This window comes from Glutamicibacter sp., from assembly GCF_032154645.1.
In the GTDB taxonomy this organism is placed as follows: domain Bacteria; phylum Actinomycetota; class Actinomycetes; order Actinomycetales; family Micrococcaceae; genus Glutamicibacter.
In genome coordinates this window covers 109,526-128,602 of record NZ_JALDXV010000002.1, presented here as the reverse complement: position 1 = coordinate 128,602, position 19,077 = coordinate 109,526, and the positions used below count along the sequence as shown (strand labels likewise).

18 protein-coding genes are annotated in these 19,077 nt (G+C 62.3%); 11 read left to right on the top strand and 7 right to left on the bottom strand.

Translation table 11 applies throughout. The features are described from left to right. The first annotated feature begins 29 nt into the window (after window positions 1–29). Both RUH64_RS02500 and RUH64_RS02495 read left to right on the top strand, forming a co-directional pair. Window positions 30–1,139 (top strand): NADH:flavin oxidoreductase/NADH oxidase, encoded by a 1,110-nt coding sequence (locus tag RUH64_RS02500; RefSeq protein WP_313811038.1) that lies wholly within the window; start codon window positions 30–32, stop codon window positions 1,137–1,139. 141 nt (window positions 1,140–1,280) lie between these two features. Further along, a complete protein-coding gene (locus tag RUH64_RS02495; RefSeq protein ID WP_313811037.1) occupies window positions 1,281–2,411 on the top strand; it encodes a hypothetical protein in 1,131 nt (376 codons plus the stop codon). 42 nt (window positions 2,412–2,453) lie between these two features. Here RUH64_RS02495 and RUH64_RS02490 read toward each other — a convergent pair whose 3' ends face one another. After that, entirely contained in the window at window positions 2,454–3,536 is a 1,083-nt protein-coding gene (locus tag RUH64_RS02490; RefSeq protein WP_313811036.1) for a CPBP family intramembrane glutamic endopeptidase, read from the bottom strand. Window positions 3,537–3,656: 120 nt separating this feature from the next. Here RUH64_RS02490 and RUH64_RS02485 point away from each other — a divergent pair, with 120 nt between their 5' ends. From RUH64_RS02485 to RUH64_RS02470, 4 genes are all read left to right on the top strand, one after another. Continuing rightward, window positions 3,657–4,910: a YibE/F family protein gene (locus tag RUH64_RS02485; RefSeq protein WP_313811035.1), complete on the top strand. Its 1,254-nt coding sequence runs from the start codon at window positions 3,657–3,659 to the stop codon at window positions 4,908–4,910. 43 nt (window positions 4,911–4,953) lie between these two features. Then, window positions 4,954–5,928, top strand: coding sequence for a metal ABC transporter solute-binding protein, Zn/Mn family (locus RUH64_RS02480; RefSeq protein ID WP_313811034.1), 975 nt, complete (start codon window positions 4,954–4,956; stop codon window positions 5,926–5,928). A 20-nt stretch (window positions 5,929–5,948) separates the two neighbouring features. Further along, window positions 5,949–7,076: a CDP-glycerol glycerophosphotransferase family protein gene (locus RUH64_RS02475; protein ID WP_313811033.1), complete on the top strand. Its 1,128-nt coding sequence runs from the start codon at window positions 5,949–5,951 to the stop codon at window positions 7,074–7,076. A gap of 154 nt (window positions 7,077–7,230) precedes the next feature. Beyond that, window positions 7,231–8,778, top strand: a complete 1,548-nt coding sequence (locus RUH64_RS02470; RefSeq protein WP_313811032.1) for a hypothetical protein — start codon at window positions 7,231–7,233, stop codon at window positions 8,776–8,778. Window positions 8,779–8,846: 68 nt separating this feature from the next. Here RUH64_RS02470 and RUH64_RS02465 read toward each other — a convergent pair whose 3' ends face one another. Together RUH64_RS02465 and RUH64_RS02460 are read right to left on the bottom strand one after the other, a co-directional pair. Beyond that, entirely contained in the window at window positions 8,847–9,047 is a 201-nt protein-coding gene (locus RUH64_RS02465) for a hypothetical protein (RefSeq protein ID WP_313811031.1), read from the bottom strand. Window positions 9,048–9,231: 184 nt separating this feature from the next. After that, window positions 9,232–11,157 carry a primary-amine oxidase gene (locus tag RUH64_RS02460; protein WP_313811030.1) on the bottom strand — a complete coding sequence of 642 codons (1,926 nt, stop codon included), beginning with the start codon at window positions 11,155–11,157 and terminating at the stop codon, window positions 9,232–9,234. A 129-nt stretch (window positions 11,158–11,286) separates the two neighbouring features. Between RUH64_RS02460 and RUH64_RS02455 the strand changes: the two genes are divergently transcribed. From RUH64_RS02455 to RUH64_RS02440, 4 genes are all read left to right on the top strand, one after another. After that, complete coding sequence (locus RUH64_RS02455; RefSeq protein WP_313811029.1) at window positions 11,287–11,883, top strand: TetR family transcriptional regulator C-terminal domain-containing protein; 597 nt, start codon at window positions 11,287–11,289, stop codon at window positions 11,881–11,883. 99 nt (window positions 11,884–11,982) lie between these two features. After that, a complete protein-coding gene (locus RUH64_RS02450) occupies window positions 11,983–12,906 on the top strand; it encodes a helix-turn-helix domain-containing protein (protein WP_313811028.1) in 924 nt (307 codons plus the stop codon). A 78-nt stretch (window positions 12,907–12,984) separates the two neighbouring features. After that, window positions 12,985–14,412: an APC family permease gene (locus RUH64_RS02445; protein WP_313811027.1), complete on the top strand. Its 1,428-nt coding sequence runs from the start codon at window positions 12,985–12,987 to the stop codon at window positions 14,410–14,412. A 15-nt stretch (window positions 14,413–14,427) separates the two neighbouring features. Next, window positions 14,428–15,840 (top strand): aldehyde dehydrogenase family protein, encoded by a 1,413-nt coding sequence (locus RUH64_RS02440; protein WP_313811026.1) that lies wholly within the window; start codon window positions 14,428–14,430, stop codon window positions 15,838–15,840. A 41-nt stretch (window positions 15,841–15,881) separates the two neighbouring features. Here RUH64_RS02440 and RUH64_RS02435 read toward each other — a convergent pair whose 3' ends face one another. From RUH64_RS02435 to arr, 4 genes are all read right to left on the bottom strand, one after another. Next, entirely contained in the window at window positions 15,882–16,340 is a 459-nt protein-coding gene (locus tag RUH64_RS02435; RefSeq protein WP_313811025.1) for a hypothetical protein, read from the bottom strand. 106 nt (window positions 16,341–16,446) lie between these two features. Then, on the bottom strand, window positions 16,447–17,109 hold the full coding sequence (locus RUH64_RS02430) for a hypothetical protein (RefSeq protein WP_313811024.1): 663 nt from the start codon (window positions 17,107–17,109) through the stop codon (window positions 16,447–16,449). Continuing rightward, window positions 17,106–17,654, bottom strand: coding sequence for a hypothetical protein (locus tag RUH64_RS02425; RefSeq protein ID WP_313811023.1), 549 nt, complete (start codon window positions 17,652–17,654; stop codon window positions 17,106–17,108). The genes RUH64_RS02430 and RUH64_RS02425 overlap by 4 nt, the downstream gene beginning before the upstream one ends. Window positions 17,655–17,720: 66 nt before the next feature. Continuing rightward, on the bottom strand, window positions 17,721–18,131 hold the full coding sequence (arr, locus tag RUH64_RS02420) for an NAD(+)--rifampin ADP-ribosyltransferase (RefSeq protein ID WP_313811022.1): 411 nt from the start codon (window positions 18,129–18,131) through the stop codon (window positions 17,721–17,723). 126 nt (window positions 18,132–18,257) lie between these two features. Between arr and RUH64_RS02415 the strand changes: the two genes are divergently transcribed. Continuing rightward, window positions 18,258–19,064: a shikimate 5-dehydrogenase gene (locus RUH64_RS02415; protein ID WP_313811021.1), complete on the top strand. Its 807-nt coding sequence runs from the start codon at window positions 18,258–18,260 to the stop codon at window positions 19,062–19,064. Window positions 19,065–19,077 lie beyond the last annotated feature (13 nt).

The window sequence follows — 19,077 nt, the reverse complement described above, 5'->3', positions numbered from 1 at the left end:
AACCCGACCGCCGCGGTGTCGTAATTGGTATGCCTGAAAGCAAACTATTTACGCCCGTGACCATTCCAGCCCGCCGAGGCGCCGGGTTGACGCTGCGCAATCGCGTGGTGCTGCCTCCCATGTGCCAGTACTCCATTGAACAGCAGGACGGGGTGCCCACCGACTGGCAGCTCGTGCACCTCGGCTCCCGCGCGGCCGGCGGTTTCGGCCTGGTGATCGCCGAGGCCACCGCGGTGGTCCCCGAGGGGCGCATCTCCAACCTGGACGTGGGCCTGTGGAACGAGCAGCAGGTGCAGGCATGGAAGCCGGTTACGCAGTTCATCCATGCCCAGGGCGCCGCGGCCGGCGTGCAGCTGGCCCACGCGGGAGCTAAGGGCTCCACCTACGGCTGGCTCAGGGAGCTCGAAGCCCAGGGCAAGGTGGGCAGCCTGAGCCAGACCGACGGCGGATGGGACACCGTCAGCTCCTCGCCCAGCGACCTGTTCGACCTCAACCCCGCGCAGCAGATGAGCGTGGAAGAGATCGGGCAGTCGGTGCGCGATTGGGCCGCCGCCGCGGTGCGCGCCGACGAGGCGGGGTTCGACATGATTCAGATCCACGGCGCACATGGCTACCTGATCCACCAGTTCCTCTCACCGCTGAGCAATGCGCGCAGCGACCAGTACGGCGGCAGCTGGGAGAACCGCACCCGCTATGTGCGCGAGATCGTCGCGGCGATCTTGGAGGTCTGGCCCGAGGACAAGGTCCTTGGCATCAGACTTTCGGGCGAAGACTGGGTCCAGGAGGGCTGGGGCATCGATGACACCGTACGCCTGGCCGCAGAACTCTACCGCCTGGGCGTGCGCACCTTCGACATCTCCAGCGCCGGCATCGGCCCGTACCACGGACCCACCGGGCCGGGCTACCAGGTGCCGCTGGCGGCGGCGGTCAAGGCCGCCCTGCCGCAGGACGCGTTCGTCACCGCCGTCGGCGTGATCACCGAGCCGGTCCAGGCCGAGCACGTGCTGGTCACACACCAGGCGGACGGGGTGAGCGTGGGCCGTGTGGCGCTCGGCGACCCGCAGTGGGCCAACCGTGCCGCGCAGCAGCTGGGCGCCAAACCTGCCATCCCTTCGCAGTACTGGCGCGGCCGCTGGTAAAAACCGCAAGTGCCATGCTGATCTGGGCTTAACTGTGCGCCAGTTTGCTCCCAGCTCTTCCAGCAGCGAATCAGTGGTGTTAGGTTAGTGCCACGGATCAAGTCGCATCGCGGCGAGCGCCGCGTGTGGAAGGGAGTCAGCATGGCACTTCGCGCGGATTCTAATGGAATCGACGCTTCGCTCTACCGAAAGACCGGCTCATGGAGCACGGCATTGGTGGACGCCTCACTTGGCAACACGGCAGCCCAGGAAGCAGCCGACGAACTCCCCGGAGAAGTGGCAAAGCTGCTGGGCAGCCAGCAGACGCCCGACGGCGACATCGAGGCGGTGACCTCAGCGCTAGAGCCGGCGCAGGGGCTGCGCGCGCCGGTGGCGCGATTCGTTGCGGTCCACGATGGGCAGGTAGTACTCAATGAACTGATCCCAGGGCTGAAGGTCGAGACCCCGCAGGTGGATACCGGAGAATTCCCGAACTTCACCGCGCTGGCAAGGGCCCGCGGCGGGGCCTTCTCCTATCTGGTGGCGGAGGTGGGACGCGACGGCGGAGAGGTCCACCTGTACAACACCACCTCGCCGGACCGGGTGGCCAGCCGCGGCATCGTCGGCGCTCCGGAGGAAATCCGCCACGCCCGCAAGGTTCCGGGCGAGTACGACCAGCCCAAGGCCCAGGCCGCGGCGGATGAGATGATCCGGCGCAACGCCGAAGAGGTGGCCGAACTCATCGACTCCATGGCCAAGGACAACTATGTGCGCCTGATCGTGCTCTCCGGAGACATCAAGGCCCGCGAGGCAGTCGTCGCCGCGTTGCCGGCAGCGCTGCAGGAGTATGTGGAGGTGATCGACGCGAACACCCGCACCGGCGGGGCTGATTCCAAGCAGGTTCAGGAGCACATCGCGGCGCTGGTTCAGGAGGTCAAGTCCTCGGCCATCGACGCCCTGCAATCGCGGGTCGCCGCGCAGTCTGGCAACGGCCGTTCGCTGCTGGCGGTGGGCCTGGACGAGGTGGTCACCGCGCTGCAGTCGGCACAGGCAGAGGTGGTGCTGGTGGGCCAGTATCAGGACGAGCACACGCTGCGCGCGCTGATTGAGGAACCATGGGTCGCCCATCAGGACGGGGACGACCATGCGGAATTGGTCATCGGCGAATGGCCGGCGCCGGAGGTGCTGCTGCGGGCCACCGCCCTGACGGATGCCACCATCCGCTACGTACCCGATGACGTGATCCCCGACGGTGCTGGGATCGCGGCCCTGCTGCGCTGGGCCAAGGCCTAGAAACAACTCAGCGTGGGAGCAGATGCTCCCACGCTGACCTATTTAACGCGGCGGTTCAATCGGCGGCTGCGGCCCCTGTGGAGGCTGAACCGGCGGCGCCGGGGGAGCCCAATAGGCCTGGGGCTGGTTGTGGTGCGGGCCGTAGCCCATCGGCCACGGCTGCAGCAGCGGCGGACGCTGGGTGCGCGGGGCCGGAGGCGCGCTGCGTTCGATGTTCCTGCGCGCGGCCAGCTTCACGATGATCAAGGTCAGCACCGTCGTCATCACCATGGATGACAGCAGCGACTGCCAAGTGGATTCGGTGTCGTTCACATCGATCTGCCCGATCGCACCGAGCAGGAAGAGCGTCGTATTATTCACCACGTGCACCGCGATGGCCGCCTCCAGTCCGCCGGTGCGCCAGGTCAGGTAGCCGGCGGCGACGGCGAAGAATGCCACGTCCAGCAGCCCGAATACATCGTAGAGGTGCCCGAAGGTGAACAGCGGCACCGGCAGCAGGATCGCGAAGGCGGGGTGCTTGAGCCAGGCGCCGATCACCTGCATGAACGCCCCGCGGAACACCAGCTCCTCGGCGGCGCACTGCAGCGGGGTGAGCAGGATGACCAGCAGCGCATAGAACAGCGGGTTGGCCGGCATGACCTCCGAGGGCGCGGCGTTCGTAGAGCTGTCCAGCGCGTCGAGGATGAACGACAGCGAGAAGTACACCGCATAGACCGCCAGGCTGACCAGCGCCACCAGCCCGAGCCATTTGAAACGGATCCTGCCCACCACGGAGAACAGCAGCCCGGTGGGCTTGGCCCCGAGCAGCAGGTAGGCGAGCCAGGCGGCCGGGAGCATCACGATGATGGAGAGCATGGTCAGGAAGAACGCCGTCGGGTTGCTCATGTCCATCAGCGTGGTGTTGAAGAATTCGTCCACCGCAGCCGTGTCATCGCCCCAGAACGCCGGGTTGAACATCATCGTGGCGAACAGCGCGGCGATGACGATCACCGTCAGCACCAGGAAGAACCCGGTGCCGGTGCCCAGTAGCGCCAGCGGCCGCCACCAGCGGTAGCGTTCGTCGCGGCGCAGCAGCCGGTGGAATTCGAATCTCTGCTCGCTGGCAGATGGTGGTGGCAGGCTCATAGCCACCATTTTCCCCTGCCGGCTCCCGCTGACGCATGAAACTTTGGGAGGATTTCTGCCCGCGCATCGCTAGGATGGTGCACGTTCCTTTTACCAACGTCCGATGCGGAGCCAAGCACCGTGGGCCACCACCACCATGACGAACCAATCCTGCAAGATCCAGCCCGACGCAAGCGCGCATCGATCATTCTCTGGGCCATCCTCGCCCCCATCGGAGCCATCGCGCTGATCCTAGTCATCGCGCTGTGGCCGCAGGGCAACTATGACAAGTTTGCGCTGTCCGGGTCCATGGACACCACCGGGGGAGCGGTGATGTCCACCGGCACCGTGGTGCGCAGCGGCGTGGAAACCTGCCCCTCCTCCCAGGGCCTGGAAGAGGTGGGCGGCAAGGTGCTTGAATGCGAGGTCACCTACCTGATGCCTTCCGACGGCGGCGCGCAGATCCAGTTGGAGATCCCGCAGGAGACCTTGACCTCCCGCCCTGCCCGGCCCGGGGACACCATCCGCTACCTGGACCTGTCCAAGGTGGGCAGCAATTCGGGCACCGACTACGTGTTCGTCGACTTTGTGCGCACCGTGCCGATGGCGCTGCTGGCGGTGGCCTACGGCGTGGTTGTGGCGCTGGTGGCCGGCTGGCGCGGGGTGCGCGCGATCCTCGGGCTGATCGGCGGCATCGCCTTCATGATCCTGTTCATGATCCCTGCGCTTTTGGAGGGCGGGAACCCGATCCTCGTCGGGCTCACCGGATCCACCGCGATCATGTTCGCCGCCCTGTATTTTGCGCACGGGTTGAATGCGAAGACCTCCACGGCGCTGCTGGGCACGCTCTTCGGCCTGGGCGTCACCGCGGGGCTGGCGCTGTGGCTGACCGACGCGGCGGCGCTGACCGGGGCGCACGACGAGTCAGCGATGACCCTGTCCACCGTCGCCCCGCAGGTGTCGCTCACCGGCCTGCTGATCTGCGGCATCCTGGTCGGCGGCATGGGCGTGCTCAACGACGTGACGATTACGCAGTCGGCCACCGTGTGGGAACTGGCGGAGTCCGCCCCGAACGCCAGCGCCCGGCAGCTGTTCACCCGAGGCATGCGCATCGGCCGGGACCACATCGCCTCCACTGTGTACACCATCGCCTTCGCCTATGCCGGCGCCGCACTGCCGGTGCTGGCGCTGGCGGCGCTGAGCAACCAGGGCTTCGGCACCACGCTGAGCACCGGCGCCATGGCGGAGGAAGTCATCCGTATCCTCATCGGATCCATCGGCCTGGTGCTTGCCATCCCGGTCACCACGCTGATCGCGGTGCTAGTGGTCAAGGCCACCGGAACCGGCGGCGCCCACGGCCGACGCGCCCTAAGTGCGAATGATTCTCACCAGTAATGTAGAATAGTTCTCAATAGCGCACCTGAACTAGAAAGCCGCCGTGAAAACTCGCTCACTTCTTGCCCCGCTGACCCTGATGCCGATCGCCGCCCTGCTGCTGGCAGGCTGCTCCTCCGCGGCGCCGAGCGCCGAGGCGCCCGACGCCGTCAACATCGTCGCCACCACCAATGTCTACGCGGACATCGCCCGCGCCGTGGCGGGACCGGACGCCAACGTCAGCGAGGTCATCACCTCCACTGCCCAGGACCCGCACTCCTACGAGCCGACGGCCCGCGACAAGCTCACCGTCTCCGAGGCCTCCATCGTGCTGGCCAACGGCGGGGGCTACGACCCGTTCATGGATTCGCTGGTCAACTCGCTGCCTAAGGACCAGTCTCAGGACATCACCCTGATGCACGCGGTGGACTCCTCGCCGGTGGCCCACGAAGAGGAGGCGTCGCATGAGGAGGACCAGAAGCCGCATGACGAGTCCGACGGCCACGACCATGAACATGCCGACTACAACGAGCACATCTGGTACGACCTTGATTCCATGAGCGCGCTCGCCGATGCCCTGGCCGACCAGCTGGGCAAGAAGGATCAGGCGCAGGCCGAAACCTACAAGCAGAACGCCGCGGCATTCAACGACGGCATCACCAAGCTGCAGACCCAGCTGGCCGACTCCGGGCTGAAGGGCCACAGCTACCTGATGACCGAGCCTGTGCCATTCCACCTGCTGGAAGACGCCGGCATGGACAATAAGACCCCCGCAGGTCTGAGCGAGGCCATTGAGGAGGGCGAGGGCATCGCCCCGCTGACCATGAAGCAGGCCGACGAGCTGCTCGAATCCAAGGGGGTAGACATGATGGTCTACAACGTGCAGACCGAGGGCGCGGAAACCAAGTCGCTGCGTGCCAAGGCCGAGGGCGCCAAGGTGCCGGTGGTGGAGCTGACCGAAACCATCACCGACGGTTCGAACTACCTGCAGTGGATGGAGGGCAACATTAGCGCGCTGTCCTCCGCGCTGAACAGCTAGCCGGTACGTACACTTAAACCATGGCGTTGATTCCTGCTCCCGTTGCCCAGATCGCCCAAAAGGCGCAGTCTAAACTGGCTGAAAAATCGGTGCGTGCACAGATTGCCAGCAGCTCCCGGGAGCTCGAGCAGGCCGACACGGTTCTGTTCTTCGCCGAGGGCCCGGGCCAGTTCTACCAGCTTGAGGTCTGGATGGAGACCTTCACGCGCCTGGCCGAATCCGGGCTGAAGGTCGGCGTCGTGCTCATGGATGCGCGCAGCGCTCGCCGGGTGCTTGAAACCACCGAGCTGCCGCTGCTCTTCTCGCACTCCATCGAGCGCATCGAAACCCGCCTGCGCGCCATGGGCACCGGATCCATCTGCTATGTGAACAACTCGCAGCGCAACTTCACCATGCTGCGTTTCAACGGCCCCGCCCACGTGCACCTCAACCACGGAGAGAGCGAAAAGGTCTCCATGGTCTCGCACCAGCTCAAGGCCTACGACTATGCCTGCGTGGCGGGCCCCGCCGCGGTGGACCGGATCAAGGAATCGGTCACCCGCTTCGACGGCTCCACCCTGGTGCAGATCGGCCGCCCGCAGCTTGACGGGCTGAAGCCCGCCGAGCTCAACTCCAAGATCCGCGTGCTCTACGCGCCGACCTGGGAAGGCGACTCGGCCGCCATGGACTACTCGTCGCTGCTCGACTACGGCGAACGCATCCTCGCCCAGTTGGCTGCCGATGAGAACTTCGAGGTGCACTTCCGTCCGCACCCCAAAACCGGCGACGCCTCCGCCGCTGCCAAAAAAGCTGTCTCCGCACTGAAGTCCAACTACTCCCACCTGCTTGACCCCATCCATGACCCAGGCCAGTCGCTGGTCTGGGCCGACGTCGCCATCTGCGATACCTCGGCCATGGCCTACGACGCCATCGCGCTGAATGTACCGCTGATCCTTGCGGGGGAACGGGAGAGCAAGCTGCGCGGCGGCCTGCCCTCCGCCCAGCTGCTGGGCCACGCCAATGGGATCGCCGACCGCGTCACCCAGCTCGCCTCCTCGGGGGTGTCTGGGCGCCAGAAGCAGTTGTCTCAGTACTTCTTCGCCACCACTGCTCCCGGCGCCGCCACGCAGAAACTCGGCGACCTGCTGCGCAGTTTCCCGCCCGTATAGTCAAGCTAATAAGACACCTCCCGCCGTGGTGCGCGCTGGCCGAAAGGCTCCCGCGCACCACGGCTTTTTAGTCCGCTAACGCGTCGGTTGCTGAAAATCAAAATAAGCGAGAAAAGCCCTATGCATTCCAGTCATGTCAGCGTAAAATGGAAATATGTTCGAAGTATATGAAGAGGAAGAAAATTACTTCGAAGCACATGATTGGCAAGAGGAGTGCTTCGATCAAGCGCCTCACCTCGACCCCTGGGATGCTCGGTTCATCAACGACGCGTTGCGCAGCGGAAGTACGAAGGATTTGTGCACCGTATTGGAGCAGGCCGAAGCCCAGAAAGCCTTTTGGTCCTCCATCGAAGCTCGCGCGGCGGCCTGTATCGACGCACACACCGGAGCCACTCCGCGCCGTCACACAACAACTCAGGAGCGCGGCACAGCCCACTTCATAGCTCTGGCTCGCCACCAGTCACCACGCGGATCAATCTCCTATCTGCGGCGCATCCGCCACCTGGTTCCCGGCATGCCTTTCACCTTTGCCCAGCTTGAACGCGGCGCGATCAATGAGAAGACCATGCTCGCCATCCTTGCTCCGCTTGACGATCTCTCCGAAGACGAACATAAGAGCTTCGACACCTTCTACTCTGAGAACCCGGATTTGTTCAACGGTGCGGGCATCAAGGAAGCCAAAAACATTGCCCAACAATCCGCTGACAAGCTGTTGGGTGTACAGCGGTTGAAAGAAATTAAGGACTCCACAGCAGCTCGGTACGTGCGCATGCGCCAAGGCAAAGATTGCATGTTCCTCAACGCCAAAGTTCCATTGGATACCGGCACCGCTTTTAAAGACTTTCTCGACACCGAGGTTGCTTCCGCGAAAGCCAAGGGAGATTCCCGCACCCCTGCGCAGATCCGTGCCGACATCCTGCTGCGAGCGGCCACCGGTAACCCCTTGGATAAGCCATTGCCGGTCCGGTTGCATTTGGGATTGATTATGACCGATCAGAATCTTTTCATGCAGCATCGCGAAAACGTCACCATGCCCGGCTATGGCAGTCTGCCCGACGATTATGCGATGCGCCTCATGCTTGCCTGCCAAGCCGAAGGGGAAGGCGCCAGCGATGAATTCCGGGCATCCATCAATCAGCAGCTTGAGGCGCTCCCGTATTTGCGCAGGCTCTACCTAGCCCCAAACCAGCAGGATCTGGTGTGCATGGACTCTAAGGAGAGGCTATTCACCGGACAACTGCGCCACCTGATTCAACTGCGCGACCCGTATTGCCGCACCCCCTACTGCGACAATAATGCCAAGCACGCAGACCATATCAAGCAGGCGGCCAAGGGCGGAGAAACCAGCTTCGACAACAGCGGCATGAAATGCGGCGGTTGCAATATGGCCAAGGAAGCTGCGGGATGGGAAGAAGAAGTCGTCATCTCAGGGGCGCCGCATCGGATCGTGATCCGTCCGACCTCCGATACCGAGTTCATCTCCTCTCCGCCACCCATCAGGGGAGTCGTGCGGACGATCAATTCGTGGTTCCGGCGCAGGGATCTGATTCCTCCGGTTCCGGTGAAGTATCCGAATCCGCCGAAAGATGAAAACGACAGGGTCCGCCGCCGGACGGTGAAGCGGCCGAATCCCTACCCACCGCCGATGTCTCCCTATCGTCCACCGGATCAGGATCCGAATTCAGATACCTACGAATTCTAGACATATATGAAGGGCACGTTGCTGGCGCACTTGAAGTGTGCGAGCAACGTGCCCTTCATGTGTGTTGGCTAGCGGCCGGCTTGTCGGCGGATGACCAGGGCGCTGAGGAACATCAATGCGAATTCAACGCCGGCGATCAACAGCATGATGCCAGCATGAGCCGCAGAGTGGTTAGCATGGCCTCCGTGATGTCCATTGAACCAAGGCATCCCCACGACCATCACGACGTGGGTGGCGCCCATGGCGGCACACATGAGCAGTAGTTCCATGACAGCTCCACCCCGACCCACGCACCAGGCGCATTTCATGCACCACAACGTCATGGCGATCAGGACTACACTCCAAGCAACAGAGTGGGGGAGCAGAATCAACATCAATAGATGTCCCACCGCTGTGAGTCCTGCAAGAACCGCCAGTATCTGGTGTGCAGAGAGGCGAGGTGCCGGCGCGAGCCTAGCTGTTAGAACCGCAGCAGCCATGGGCCGACTCTTCGCTTGAGCAGCAGCCATGCTTCTTGGCAGGTTCTGGAACATCCAGCACCGGCGAACGGTCAAAGAAGCCCTCGGGGCGGATCTTGAAACCGACGGTGTCCACCGGCATGATGGGCCAGTCCTCGGTGCGTGGGAAGTGCGTTAACGCGAAGGTGTGCCAAAGGCTGATCTTCTCGCCGTCGATGTTCTTGTCCTCTTGAACCCAGGACCCGATGCCGTTCACGCCGGGATTCTGATTCACAAAATCGCCAGTGGGGTAGCGGTGGTTTGCATCGCGCTGGGTGACCCATAGCGCCTTGGAAGCGAATTCTGCGCGGCGGTGCACCGAGGAACCCTCGGCTGCCATGAGCGTTGGCATGCCCTGAGGGTGCAGTTTGTAGCCAACACTTTTACCCAGGTAGTTTTTTGACTCCGGATTGGTGACGATCCAAGCGCGTCCTGCAGCCATATTGTTGTCGCGCACCGCCTGCTTTTCGGTGCCCAGCACCGTGTGGCTGCGAGTGAAAGCGTTGCCGCGGGGATTGTTCTCGCTGATCGGAAGGCGCACTGCCTCTTCCTCGATGACCTGGCTCGGGCCACCGTCAAGTGCAAAGTCCAAGCGGGCGCCGAAGATGTGCTGATGGAAAGGTGCAGTCAGGCCCGGTGCCATCTCGGAGGCGTAGTTTTCATCACCCATGGCGGAGGTGAATACAACGCCGGTGGCCTTGGCCTCGAACTCGATGGTGCCGTCCAAGTATAGGTACCAGTAGAAGCCGTAGTCGTAGTTGCCCACGGTGGTGAAGAAGCTGATCACCAGGCGGCGATTGCGGCGGGTGTATTTGACCCCTGCCCAGTCATCTGAGTGCTTGGAGAGGATCGATGCGTCCTCCTCATGCATGCAGATGCCGTTGGTGATGGTCTGTGCATTGCCGTCGCCGTCGACGACCACCGGGGAGATGTAGTGGATTTCGCCTAGGCAGTCGCAGCCAAGCTCCAAAGAATTGGCGCAGCGGCCGATCAGGTATTCGCCGGTGTCGAAGTAGTTCTGCCAGCTGCGCACGGGAGAAGGATCGCCGTAGGGAACCACCATTTCCGCAATGGATGCGCGGTCCAAGATGCGGCGGCGCTTGCCGGCATCATCGATGCCGATGTTGTAGAGGACCAAACCTTCGCGCATGTCGAAGCCGATGTCCAGAGACCACTTCTCCCATTCGACGTGGTTTCCCTGCGTGACCGTGAAACTTGCACCCTCGGGCTGGGTGATCTCGATCGGCTTCTGGGAAGTGCGGATCGGGCCGGTTAATTCCGGGTCGGTGAAGTTGCCATGGGTTTCAGGAACCGGGACGACGTCGAAGTCAAGCAGCTTGTCGACCTTGCGGGCAATGGTGTCCAGGTAGACCACCAGACCGTCGATAGGGTGGGCCCAAGCGCTGTCTTCGGAGAAGTCTTGGCGGAAGGCTAGGCCTCGCAGCATCCGTCGGCCCGATTCCTCCGGGTACTCGAAAACGCCGGCAGACAGCGGGGCCACGCGCACCTGTTCGGGGGCCAGTCCGCGCTTCTCCAGCGCTGCGGCCCACTGCGGGTCGGTGGATAGGATCTGTTCGACCATCTCGAACTCTTCGAGCAGCACCGGCAGCTGTCCCGCTGCCGGATCCAGCTCAACTACCGAAACGACGGTTTGGGAAACCAGGTCGACCAGCACATCCTTGGGCTGGTTGAGAACGCGGTCCAGCAGCATGATGCGCACCTGGCGCTTGTCGTCTCTCTCGCTCGGGTCTTCCAGTCCTAGGTATGCCATGCGGGTGGAATCGGTGAAAAGTTCGTTCTCCACCAAGATCTTCTTAGCGCTGGCGACCTCTTCGGGGCGCAGCAGGGTGAAATCGGTGCGGACGGTGGTGGATTCGGTCATGAGAGCAATCCTTTGAACGGGTGGGTGTGAGCCATGTCATTTTTATTTCTCTGTTTGTAGAGAATACGGAGTTGAGGTGTCGCGCGCAAGGGTTGGGGCGAATATTGTTGTGCTGGCTAAGCTGGTGCCATGCCAAAAATTGTTGACCATGACCAGCGGCGCCGCGAGATCGTGGAGGTCACCTGGCGGTTTATCGCCCGCGATGGAATCGACAAATTGAATTTGCGCGACCTTGCGGCAGCCGCAGGCTTTGCCAATGGTGGGTTGAAGCCATATTTCCCCACCAAGGACAGCATCCTCACCGCCACCTTCGGCTATGTTGCCGCCGCGACCAACGCCCGGATTGAGGCAGGTGTGCGCGGCCGCGAGGGCCTGAGCGCCATCGAAGCCTTTGCCCACGAGGTGCTGCCGCTGGATGAGCTGCGCCGTGATGAGGCGAGGGTGGCTGTGCACTTCTGGCACATGGCACTGGGGGATCAGTTGCTGGCTCAGGTCAACGCTCAAACCATGCAGACGTGGCGCGATATGCTCGACGGTTGGTTGGTGCAGCTGCTGGGCGAGGGGCACCCTGACGCTCGCGCCGCGCGCGACGGGATGATCAACTTCATGATGGGAGCGCAGGCGGGCAGCGTCTTGGATGAGGAAGCCAACTCCGTGCAGTCCCTCCTGGAGCAGTTGGAGCACCAGCTCATCGCGCTGCGGCGGCTTGCCGAAACCATCGGATAATAATCTACGCGCGCAGAAAAATAGTGACTTTCAGCCCATCCTGGCGTACCCTCTAACGTGTCGACGGACACATTTTGCCAGAAGCTTTGGGAGGCATCGATGTATCAGGTGCAGCACGTTGATTCATTCACCGCATGGGCATCCCTGATCTCCAATGCCTTCGTCAAACTCAACTGCGAACAGGTATCCAACGGCCATTTCTCGGCCTCGCTGGGGATGAACACCCTGGGAGATGTTTCGCTGATGCGCATCGCCACTAAACCCCACGCAGTGCTGCGCACCGAGGATCTATCAAGTAGCGGGGACGGCGACTACTACAAGGTCTCCTACCAGCGCGAGGGGCATGGGCTACTGATCCAGGACGGACGTGAAACCGTGCTTTCCCCCGGTGACCTAGCGATTTACGATACCCAGCGACCGTACACTCTCTCCTTCGACAAGCCGGCGTCGGTGGTGGTGGCGCTGATTCCGCACAGCCAATTCAGGCTCACCAACCATCAGGTGGGACAGCTCACCGCGGTGGCGCTCAAGGCGGAGCATCCGCTGGCAGGCACCGTCGCCCCGCTGCTGCACCATCTGGGCGAGCACCTGCCGACCTGGGACGAATTCGGCGGCCAGGCGTTGGCACGCAATACCGTCGACCTGCTGGCCACCGCCCTGGGTGGTGCGCTGGGCGGCGAATTTCGGGCCGACGACAAGGCGGCACAACGCGAGCGCATCGCACGCTATATTGACGCGCATCTTGACGACGTGCACCTTGATCCTGCGCAGATCGCCACAGCCCACTTCATGTCGGTGCGCTCGCTGCACGCCCTGTTTGAACGTGAAGAGCGCACCATCGCCGCGCTGATCAGGCACCGCCGCCTGCTGCAGGCGGCGCAGTTGCTGCGTGATCCGTTGTTAGCAGGCCTGTCGATCCAAGGGGTCGGCGCGCGGGTTGGGCTGGCCGACGCGGCGGGCTTCAGCCGCATGTTCTCCAGGCAGTTCGGACTCACCCCCGGCCGCTACCGGCAGGGCGCCTAGGGCACGCTGCGCGGGAAGCCAATCGAGCTGCGCGCAATGACAAGGTGATGCACGCCACGTGGTTGGATGCTTGTTGCTATGGGACTTGAACAACGCACACTCACGGTGCCGGCACTGGTGGTCATGATCATCGCCGCCAGCGCCCCGCTCACCGCAGTGGCAGGCGGCGTCACCACCAACTACGCCGTCACCGGTATGAGTTCGGTGCCGCTCTCTTTCCTGGTCATCGGCGCGATCCTGCTGATCTTCAGCATCGGATACACCGCGATGAGCCAGCACATTTCTAATGCTGGCGCGTTTTACGCCTACATCGCCGCCGGGCTGGGCCGTGCGGCGGGCGTCGGCGCCGCAATGGTGGCCCTGGTCAGCTACAACCTGATGCAGATCGGCATCTACGGGATGTTCGGCTTCGCCGCCTCCTCCTTCGCCAACAACTTCCTCGGCACCGCCATCCCCTGGTGGGTCACCGCGCTGGTGGCCTGGGTGCTGGTCGGCCTGCTGGGGATCAACCGCGTGGACTTCTCGGTCAAGGTGCTGGGCATCGTGGTGGCGGCAGAATTCCTGGTGGTTGTGGTCTACAACGTGATGGCCTTCGTGGTGGCCCCCGAGGTTCCGGCCCCGCAAGAGGCTTTCAACCTCGCCGATGTCGCCGCCCCGGGGATGGGCGCCGTCATGGCCTTCACCATCGCCGCGTTCATGGGCTTTGAATCCGGGACCATCTACAACGAAGAGGTCAAGGACCCCAAGCGCACCGCGAAGCGCGCCACCATCATCGCGGTGATCATCATCGCCTGCTTCTATGCCTTCTCCGCCTTCGCCGTGGCGGTGGGCGAGGGTGCCTCCAACGTGCTGGGCGCCACCGCAGAACTGGGACCGGACTTGATCTTCGTGTTCTTCTCCGAGCACGCACCGGCATGGTTCGTCGACCTGGCAAACCTGCTGTTCATCACCAGCCTCTTCGCGGCGCTGCTCGCATTCCACAACGTGGTAGCGCGCTACTTCTACTCCATGGGCCGCGGCGGCGCGCTGCCCTCCTACCTTGCCGGCACATCCCGGCGCACCCACGCCCCGGTGGCAGGGTCGCTGACCCAGTCGGCACTGGCGCTGGCGGTCATCATCGCCTTTGCCATCGCCTCCGCGGGCAAGGACCCGATGTTCATCGTTTTCACGATGTTCACCTGGATGACCAACACCGCCGCCTACGGGCTGGTACTGCTGATGGCGGTGACCTCATTTGCGATCATCTGCTACTTCGCGAAGCACCGCACCGAGGACTCGCTGTTCACCCGGGTCATCGCCCCGCTGATCTCCGGAATTGCGCTGCTGTTCGTGTTCATCCAGATCGTGCTGAACTTCGACCTCTTGCTCGGCCTTGAAGAACCGGGCATGCTCAGTTACTTACTGCAGGCGATCGCGATCCTCCCGGGCATCATCGGCTTTGCCGTCACCCGGTACACACAATCCACCACCGGCACCCCCGCCGCTGACAAACAACCAGTCAACTAACACCAGGAGAACACCATGGCCTACGCAAATGCCCAGGAACTGCTCGACGCGATCCAGCCCGCCAACGGCGGCACGCAGGTGCTCGACCCTGCCACCGGGGAAGTGGTCGGACGCGTCGCGCAGCGCAGCGCGGCTGATTTGGACGACGCCGTCGCCGCGGCCCGCGCCGCCCAGCCCGCCTGGGATGCGCTGGGCCATCAGGAGCGCAAGCGCCTGCTCAACGCCGCGGCGGATAATATCGAGGCCAACGCCGAAGCGCTGGCCGAGCTGCTGTCCCGCGAACAGGGCAAGCCGCTGAACGGCCCCAACGCCCGCTTCGAGGTCGGGGGCGCCGCCGCCTGGCTGCGCGCAGCCACCGCCTATGAGGTGGAACCGGAGGTAGTGGTGGACGACGGCGAAACCTACGCCGCCAAGCACTACCGCGCGCTGGGCGTGGTCGGCGCGATCGGCCCGTGGAACTGGCCGATGATGATCTCTGTCTGGCAGCTGGCGCCGTCCCTGCGCATGGGCAATACCGTGGTCATGAAGCCCAGCGAATACACCCCGCTCTCGGTGCTGGCCCTGGGGCACGTGATCAACCAGGTGCTTCCGGCCGACGTGCTGCATGTGGTCGCCGGCGGACGCGATGTGGGCGAGCGGCTTTCCGGCCACCCGGATATCGCCAAGATCATGTTCACCGGCTCCACCGCCACCGGCAAGGCGATCATCCGCTCCTCGGCCGACACAGTGAAGCGCCTGACCCTTGAACTCGGCGGCAACGACGCTGGAGTGGTGCTGGAGGACGCCGATCCGCAGGCTATCGCGCAGGACCTGTTCTGGGGCGCGTTCATCAACACCGGCCAGACTTGCGCGGCGCTCAAGCGCCTCTACGTGCCTGAATCCATCTACGATCAGGTGTGCACTGCCCTGACCGAGGTGGCCAAGGCAATGCCGATGGGTGTGGGGCTCGACGAGAACAATGTGCTCGGCCCGCTGCAGAACAAGGCGCAGTACACCATCGTCGCAGACCTGGTGAAGGACGCCGTGGACTCAGGGGCCACCGTGCTGCTGGGCGCCGACCCCGACGAGCAGGCAGCGGGCTACTTCTACCCGACCACGCTGATCTCGGACATCGACCCGGGCAACCGCCTGGTCACCGAGGAACAGTTCGGCCCGGCCCTGCCAATCATCAAGGTCAAGGACAGCGCCGAAGCCGTCAAGCATGCCAATGCGCTTCAGGTGGGTCTGGGCGCATCCGTGTGGGGCAGCGACCGCGCCAAGGCATTGGAAGTTGCCGCCCAGCTGCAGGCCGGCACCGTGTGGATCAACTCCCACGGCACCATCGATCCGCGCGTGCCCTTCGGCGGCGCCAAGCAGTCCGGCTACGGCCTTGAATTCGGGCTGGATGGCCTGAAGTCTCTGGCCCAGCCGCAGATTATCAAGGGCTAACAAGTTTGGCGCCGAACCAGGGTTCGGCGCCAATCGTTTTATTAGCCGGCGGCTTCTGGGTTGTCGTGATACCAGACCTCGGTGATGAACGGTTCGTTTCCGTCGCGGATTTCGACGACGACGTCATTAAACGAGGTGCCGTCCTCAAGGGTGATATCCGCGCCGATCCATGAGCCGTTGTATTCGTGGATGTTCAGTTCGACGGGGTGGTACTTCTGTTCGATGTTCGCTTCGAGGTTGCTCCAGGCAGTATTGAATCCAACCCATGAAGCTATGCCCAGTGCGGCGAGCATTGCGATGGCGGCCGCTCCAACGATGGTCTCTATGCGAATCGAGGTTCTCAGCGCATGCGTCTGGTATCCGTCAGGTAGCTTGTTGAATTTGGCTTTGCGGATCCATGCGTGGAGCAAGATCGGAATGCCGAAGACCAGGACTATGAGAGCCACACCGGCAAAAACGAGTGGGTCATACAAGTCAACTTCCAAGTACGATGCCTGCATGCTCCCAACCCTAGGTAAGCGGTGATGAGCTGGAAACCGTCTTTGGGATGATTTTTCCTCCGGCGTGGTGCTGAAACGAACCAGTGATCAATATCGGGCTGGATTGTTACTTCTGAAAATTCACCTCGGAGACGGGCAAGCCTTCATCGTCAACTATCGAGTATCCAAGGGCCATGACTTCTTCCATCAAGTCAAGTACTTTTCCTGCAGGCCAATTCCGCGGGCCAGCCTCCCCAAAAATAAAGCACCCATTCTCGTTTTCGGGCCCGCTGAATCGCAACCGCGAACAGATGCCGTTCATCCCGGCTGCATCGACCGAGGCTGCCAGTGATTGGAAATCGCGATAATCTTCGGCAGCCCCGGACATTTCTGCGGCCAGAATTCTTGAAGCTTGGGCGGCCTTGCGGTCAGTGAAATCTACCAGCGCCACATCTTCCGGCAAGGCAAGAGCGACGAGTTTTCGCGCAGCAAGCTCCTGTATGGGGATTTCTTCGTCAAGCGTGAGAACACCCAAGGATTCGCAAACGGCGCCAATTCGTCCCGCTGCGACATTGAGCGTTCCGCGTGGCGCTGAGAGGTCGAATCGTCCGGCAGAACTTGCGAAAAACCATGACCCCTGTTCGCTACGTCTTCCCGAGTCATTGGTATGAAAGCGCGAGTGACAGCGGAATACTTCATGTCCCCGTGCAAGAGCGAGAATCGTCAGGTTCTCAACCTGAGTCGAAGACAGCTTGGTTGCTGAGACTCTGCGGGCACGAGAACTGTTCATTGGCTCCAGGCTTGCGCCGTGTCCTTGGCTGCGTTGAGGACTTGCTCCATTGGAATTCTGACCTCGGCTTCACCACGCAGAATGTCAATGGGGCGTTGATCCTGCAATGCTGGCTGATTGAGCGTTAGCCAGCGGGCTACCGTCCACTCCGTTGCTGCCACGGGAAGCAGCACCTGCAAGATCCCTTTCAATTCGGGGATGACTTCATGGTTCTTGAACTGAAATTCAGGAAACGCGTTGATTTTCCCGCCCTCAATTTTGACCCTCAGCAAGGTATTGCGACGGATCCTGTCAGTGAGCTGCTGCGGTGTTCGGACGTTCAACGCTTCCATGGCGCTTTGCGTACCGTAGAAAGTTCCAAAGCGTTCATCGTTCGCAAGCCTCTTCTGCGTTTTAGGCATTTGGGCATGGAATTCTTTATGGGCGAGCGATCTAATTTTCGGAAGCGCATCGCGCAGCACTTTAAGATCGAGCTCGCCGTCGGGAAGATCCAAGGCGTGAGCCAAAGTTGCGACCTGTCGTTCTTCTAATGGTTCAGCACTCATGGCGACCCCCTTCGTACGCTTATATTCTATTCCCAATTAATAAGCGTTTCTAGGGAGTATCCGTATCTAGTTGACAATTGCTCCACCGTCGCCGCGGCGAATACTCGCCAAACGCTCGCGCCACAGCTGCAGGTCATCGGCGCTCAGCCGCGTCCACTCATGTACCTCGCGAACGACGCGCAACGGTTGCGTACTGCGGTAGGAGCGGGTGGGGTTGCCAGGGAATTTCTTGTCGGTGACGTTCGGGTCATTCTCAAATTCCCCAATCGGTTCTACCTCATACACATGGGGTGTGCCGTCGAGGCCGGCGATCTCCGCCGCCAACCCGGCGCCGTCGCGCAGTGCGGTGAAGTAGATGTGGTTCATGATCACCTCGGGCCGGTAGTTCGACGCAAATCCTGCGGTCAGTAGGTCGCCTGGTTGCAGGAGCGCCTTGGTGCCGTGGAAAAATGGGCCGTCGTCGAGAACTTCACTCATGGGCCAAGGGTACAACGCTGCTGCGTTGACTGACCGCAATAAAATCATCTTTAATCTTACGAGGTTGCGCGTGCGGCACGTATATTGAGAAGCGAACCCCAATGCCGATCTCAAGGAAATTCACCTATGCCGATCCTGAATAAAGACATGACCCTGTGCATCTCACTGTCGGGGCGGCCGTCGAACATCGGGACGCGTTTCCACAACTACCTCTATGAAGAACTCGGCCTGAACTTCATCTACAAGGCCTTCTCCACCGAGGATCTGCCAGGTGCGATCGCAGGCGTGCGTGCCCTGGGCATTCGCGGCTGCTCGGTGTCCATGCCCTTTAAAGAGGAAGTCATGGACCTGGTGGACGCCATTGAAGAATCCGCCGCCGCGATCGAATCGGTAAACACGATTGTGAACGACAACGGCTTCCTGCGTGCTTCCAATACCGACTTCGAGGCCATCGCCGATCTCATCGCCGGCAATGAGCTGGATCCGGAAGCAACGGTGGCGGTGCGCGGCTCGGGCGGCATGGCTAAGGCGGTAGTGGCGGCTTTCCGCGCAGCGGGTTTTGAGCAGCTGACGGTGTTGGCTCGCAATAGGCAGACCGGCGCGGCGCTGGCTGAAAAATACGGCTACGCGTACAGCGCCAGCGAAGTGGACGCGCAGATTCTGGTCAACGTCACGCCGCTGGGCATGGATGGAGCACAGAGCGAGGTGCAGTCGTTTAGCGACGAGCAGATCGCTACGGCGCAGGTGGTGTTCGACGTCGTCGCGTTCCCGAGCGAAACGCCGCTGATCCTTGCCGCAAGGGCAGAAGGAAAGCGGGTCATCGCCGGGGCGGAGGTCATAGCACTGCAGGCCGCCGCGCAGTTCGAGAAGTACACCGGGCATGCACTCAGCGCGGACCAGGTGGCGCGGGCCTCGGAGTTCTCGCGGCAGTAAGCTCCCATGCACC

What these genes read in the sequence shown, in the direction of transcription:
- RUH64_RS02430 (WP_313811024.1), bottom strand. Translation starts at nt 17,109, where the DNA reads ATGAACAGTTCTCGTGCCCGCAGAGTCTCAGCAACCAAGCTGTCTTCG.
- RUH64_RS02495 (WP_313811037.1), top strand. Translation starts at nt 1,281, where the DNA reads ATGGCACTTCGCGCGGATTCTAATGGAATCGACGCTTCGCTCTACCGA.
- RUH64_RS02465 (WP_313811031.1), bottom strand. Translation starts at nt 9,047, where the DNA reads ATGGAACTACTGCTCATGTGTGCCGCCATGGGCGCCACCCACGTCGTG.
- RUH64_RS02440 (WP_313811026.1), top strand. Translation starts at nt 14,428, where the DNA reads ATGGCCTACGCAAATGCCCAGGAACTGCTCGACGCGATCCAGCCCGCC.
- RUH64_RS02490 (WP_313811036.1), bottom strand. Translation starts at nt 3,536, where the DNA reads ATGAGCCTGCCACCACCATCTGCCAGCGAGCAGAGATTCGAATTCCAC.
- RUH64_RS02475 (WP_313811033.1), top strand. Translation starts at nt 5,949, where the DNA reads ATGGCGTTGATTCCTGCTCCCGTTGCCCAGATCGCCCAAAAGGCGCAG.
- RUH64_RS02500 (WP_313811038.1), top strand. Translation starts at nt 30, where the DNA reads ATGCCTGAAAGCAAACTATTTACGCCCGTGACCATTCCAGCCCGCCGA.
- RUH64_RS02445 (WP_313811027.1), top strand. Translation starts at nt 12,985, where the DNA reads ATGGGACTTGAACAACGCACACTCACGGTGCCGGCACTGGTGGTCATG.
- RUH64_RS02460 (WP_313811030.1), bottom strand. Translation starts at nt 11,157, where the DNA reads ATGACCGAATCCACCACCGTCCGCACCGATTTCACCCTGCTGCGCCCC.
- RUH64_RS02455 (WP_313811029.1), top strand. Translation starts at nt 11,287, where the DNA reads ATGCCAAAAATTGTTGACCATGACCAGCGGCGCCGCGAGATCGTGGAG.
- RUH64_RS02435 (WP_313811025.1), bottom strand. Translation starts at nt 16,340, where the DNA reads ATGCAGGCATCGTACTTGGAAGTTGACTTGTATGACCCACTCGTTTTT.
- RUH64_RS02425 (WP_313811023.1), bottom strand. Translation starts at nt 17,654, where the DNA reads ATGAGTGCTGAACCATTAGAAGAACGACAGGTCGCAACTTTGGCTCAC.
- RUH64_RS02415 (WP_313811021.1), top strand. Translation starts at nt 18,258, where the DNA reads ATGCCGATCCTGAATAAAGACATGACCCTGTGCATCTCACTGTCGGGG.
- RUH64_RS02450 (WP_313811028.1), top strand. Translation starts at nt 11,983, where the DNA reads ATGTATCAGGTGCAGCACGTTGATTCATTCACCGCATGGGCATCCCTG.
- arr (WP_313811022.1), bottom strand. Translation starts at nt 18,131, where the DNA reads ATGAGTGAAGTTCTCGACGACGGCCCATTTTTCCACGGCACCAAGGCG.
- RUH64_RS02470 (WP_313811032.1), top strand. Translation starts at nt 7,231, where the DNA reads ATGTTCGAAGTATATGAAGAGGAAGAAAATTACTTCGAAGCACATGAT.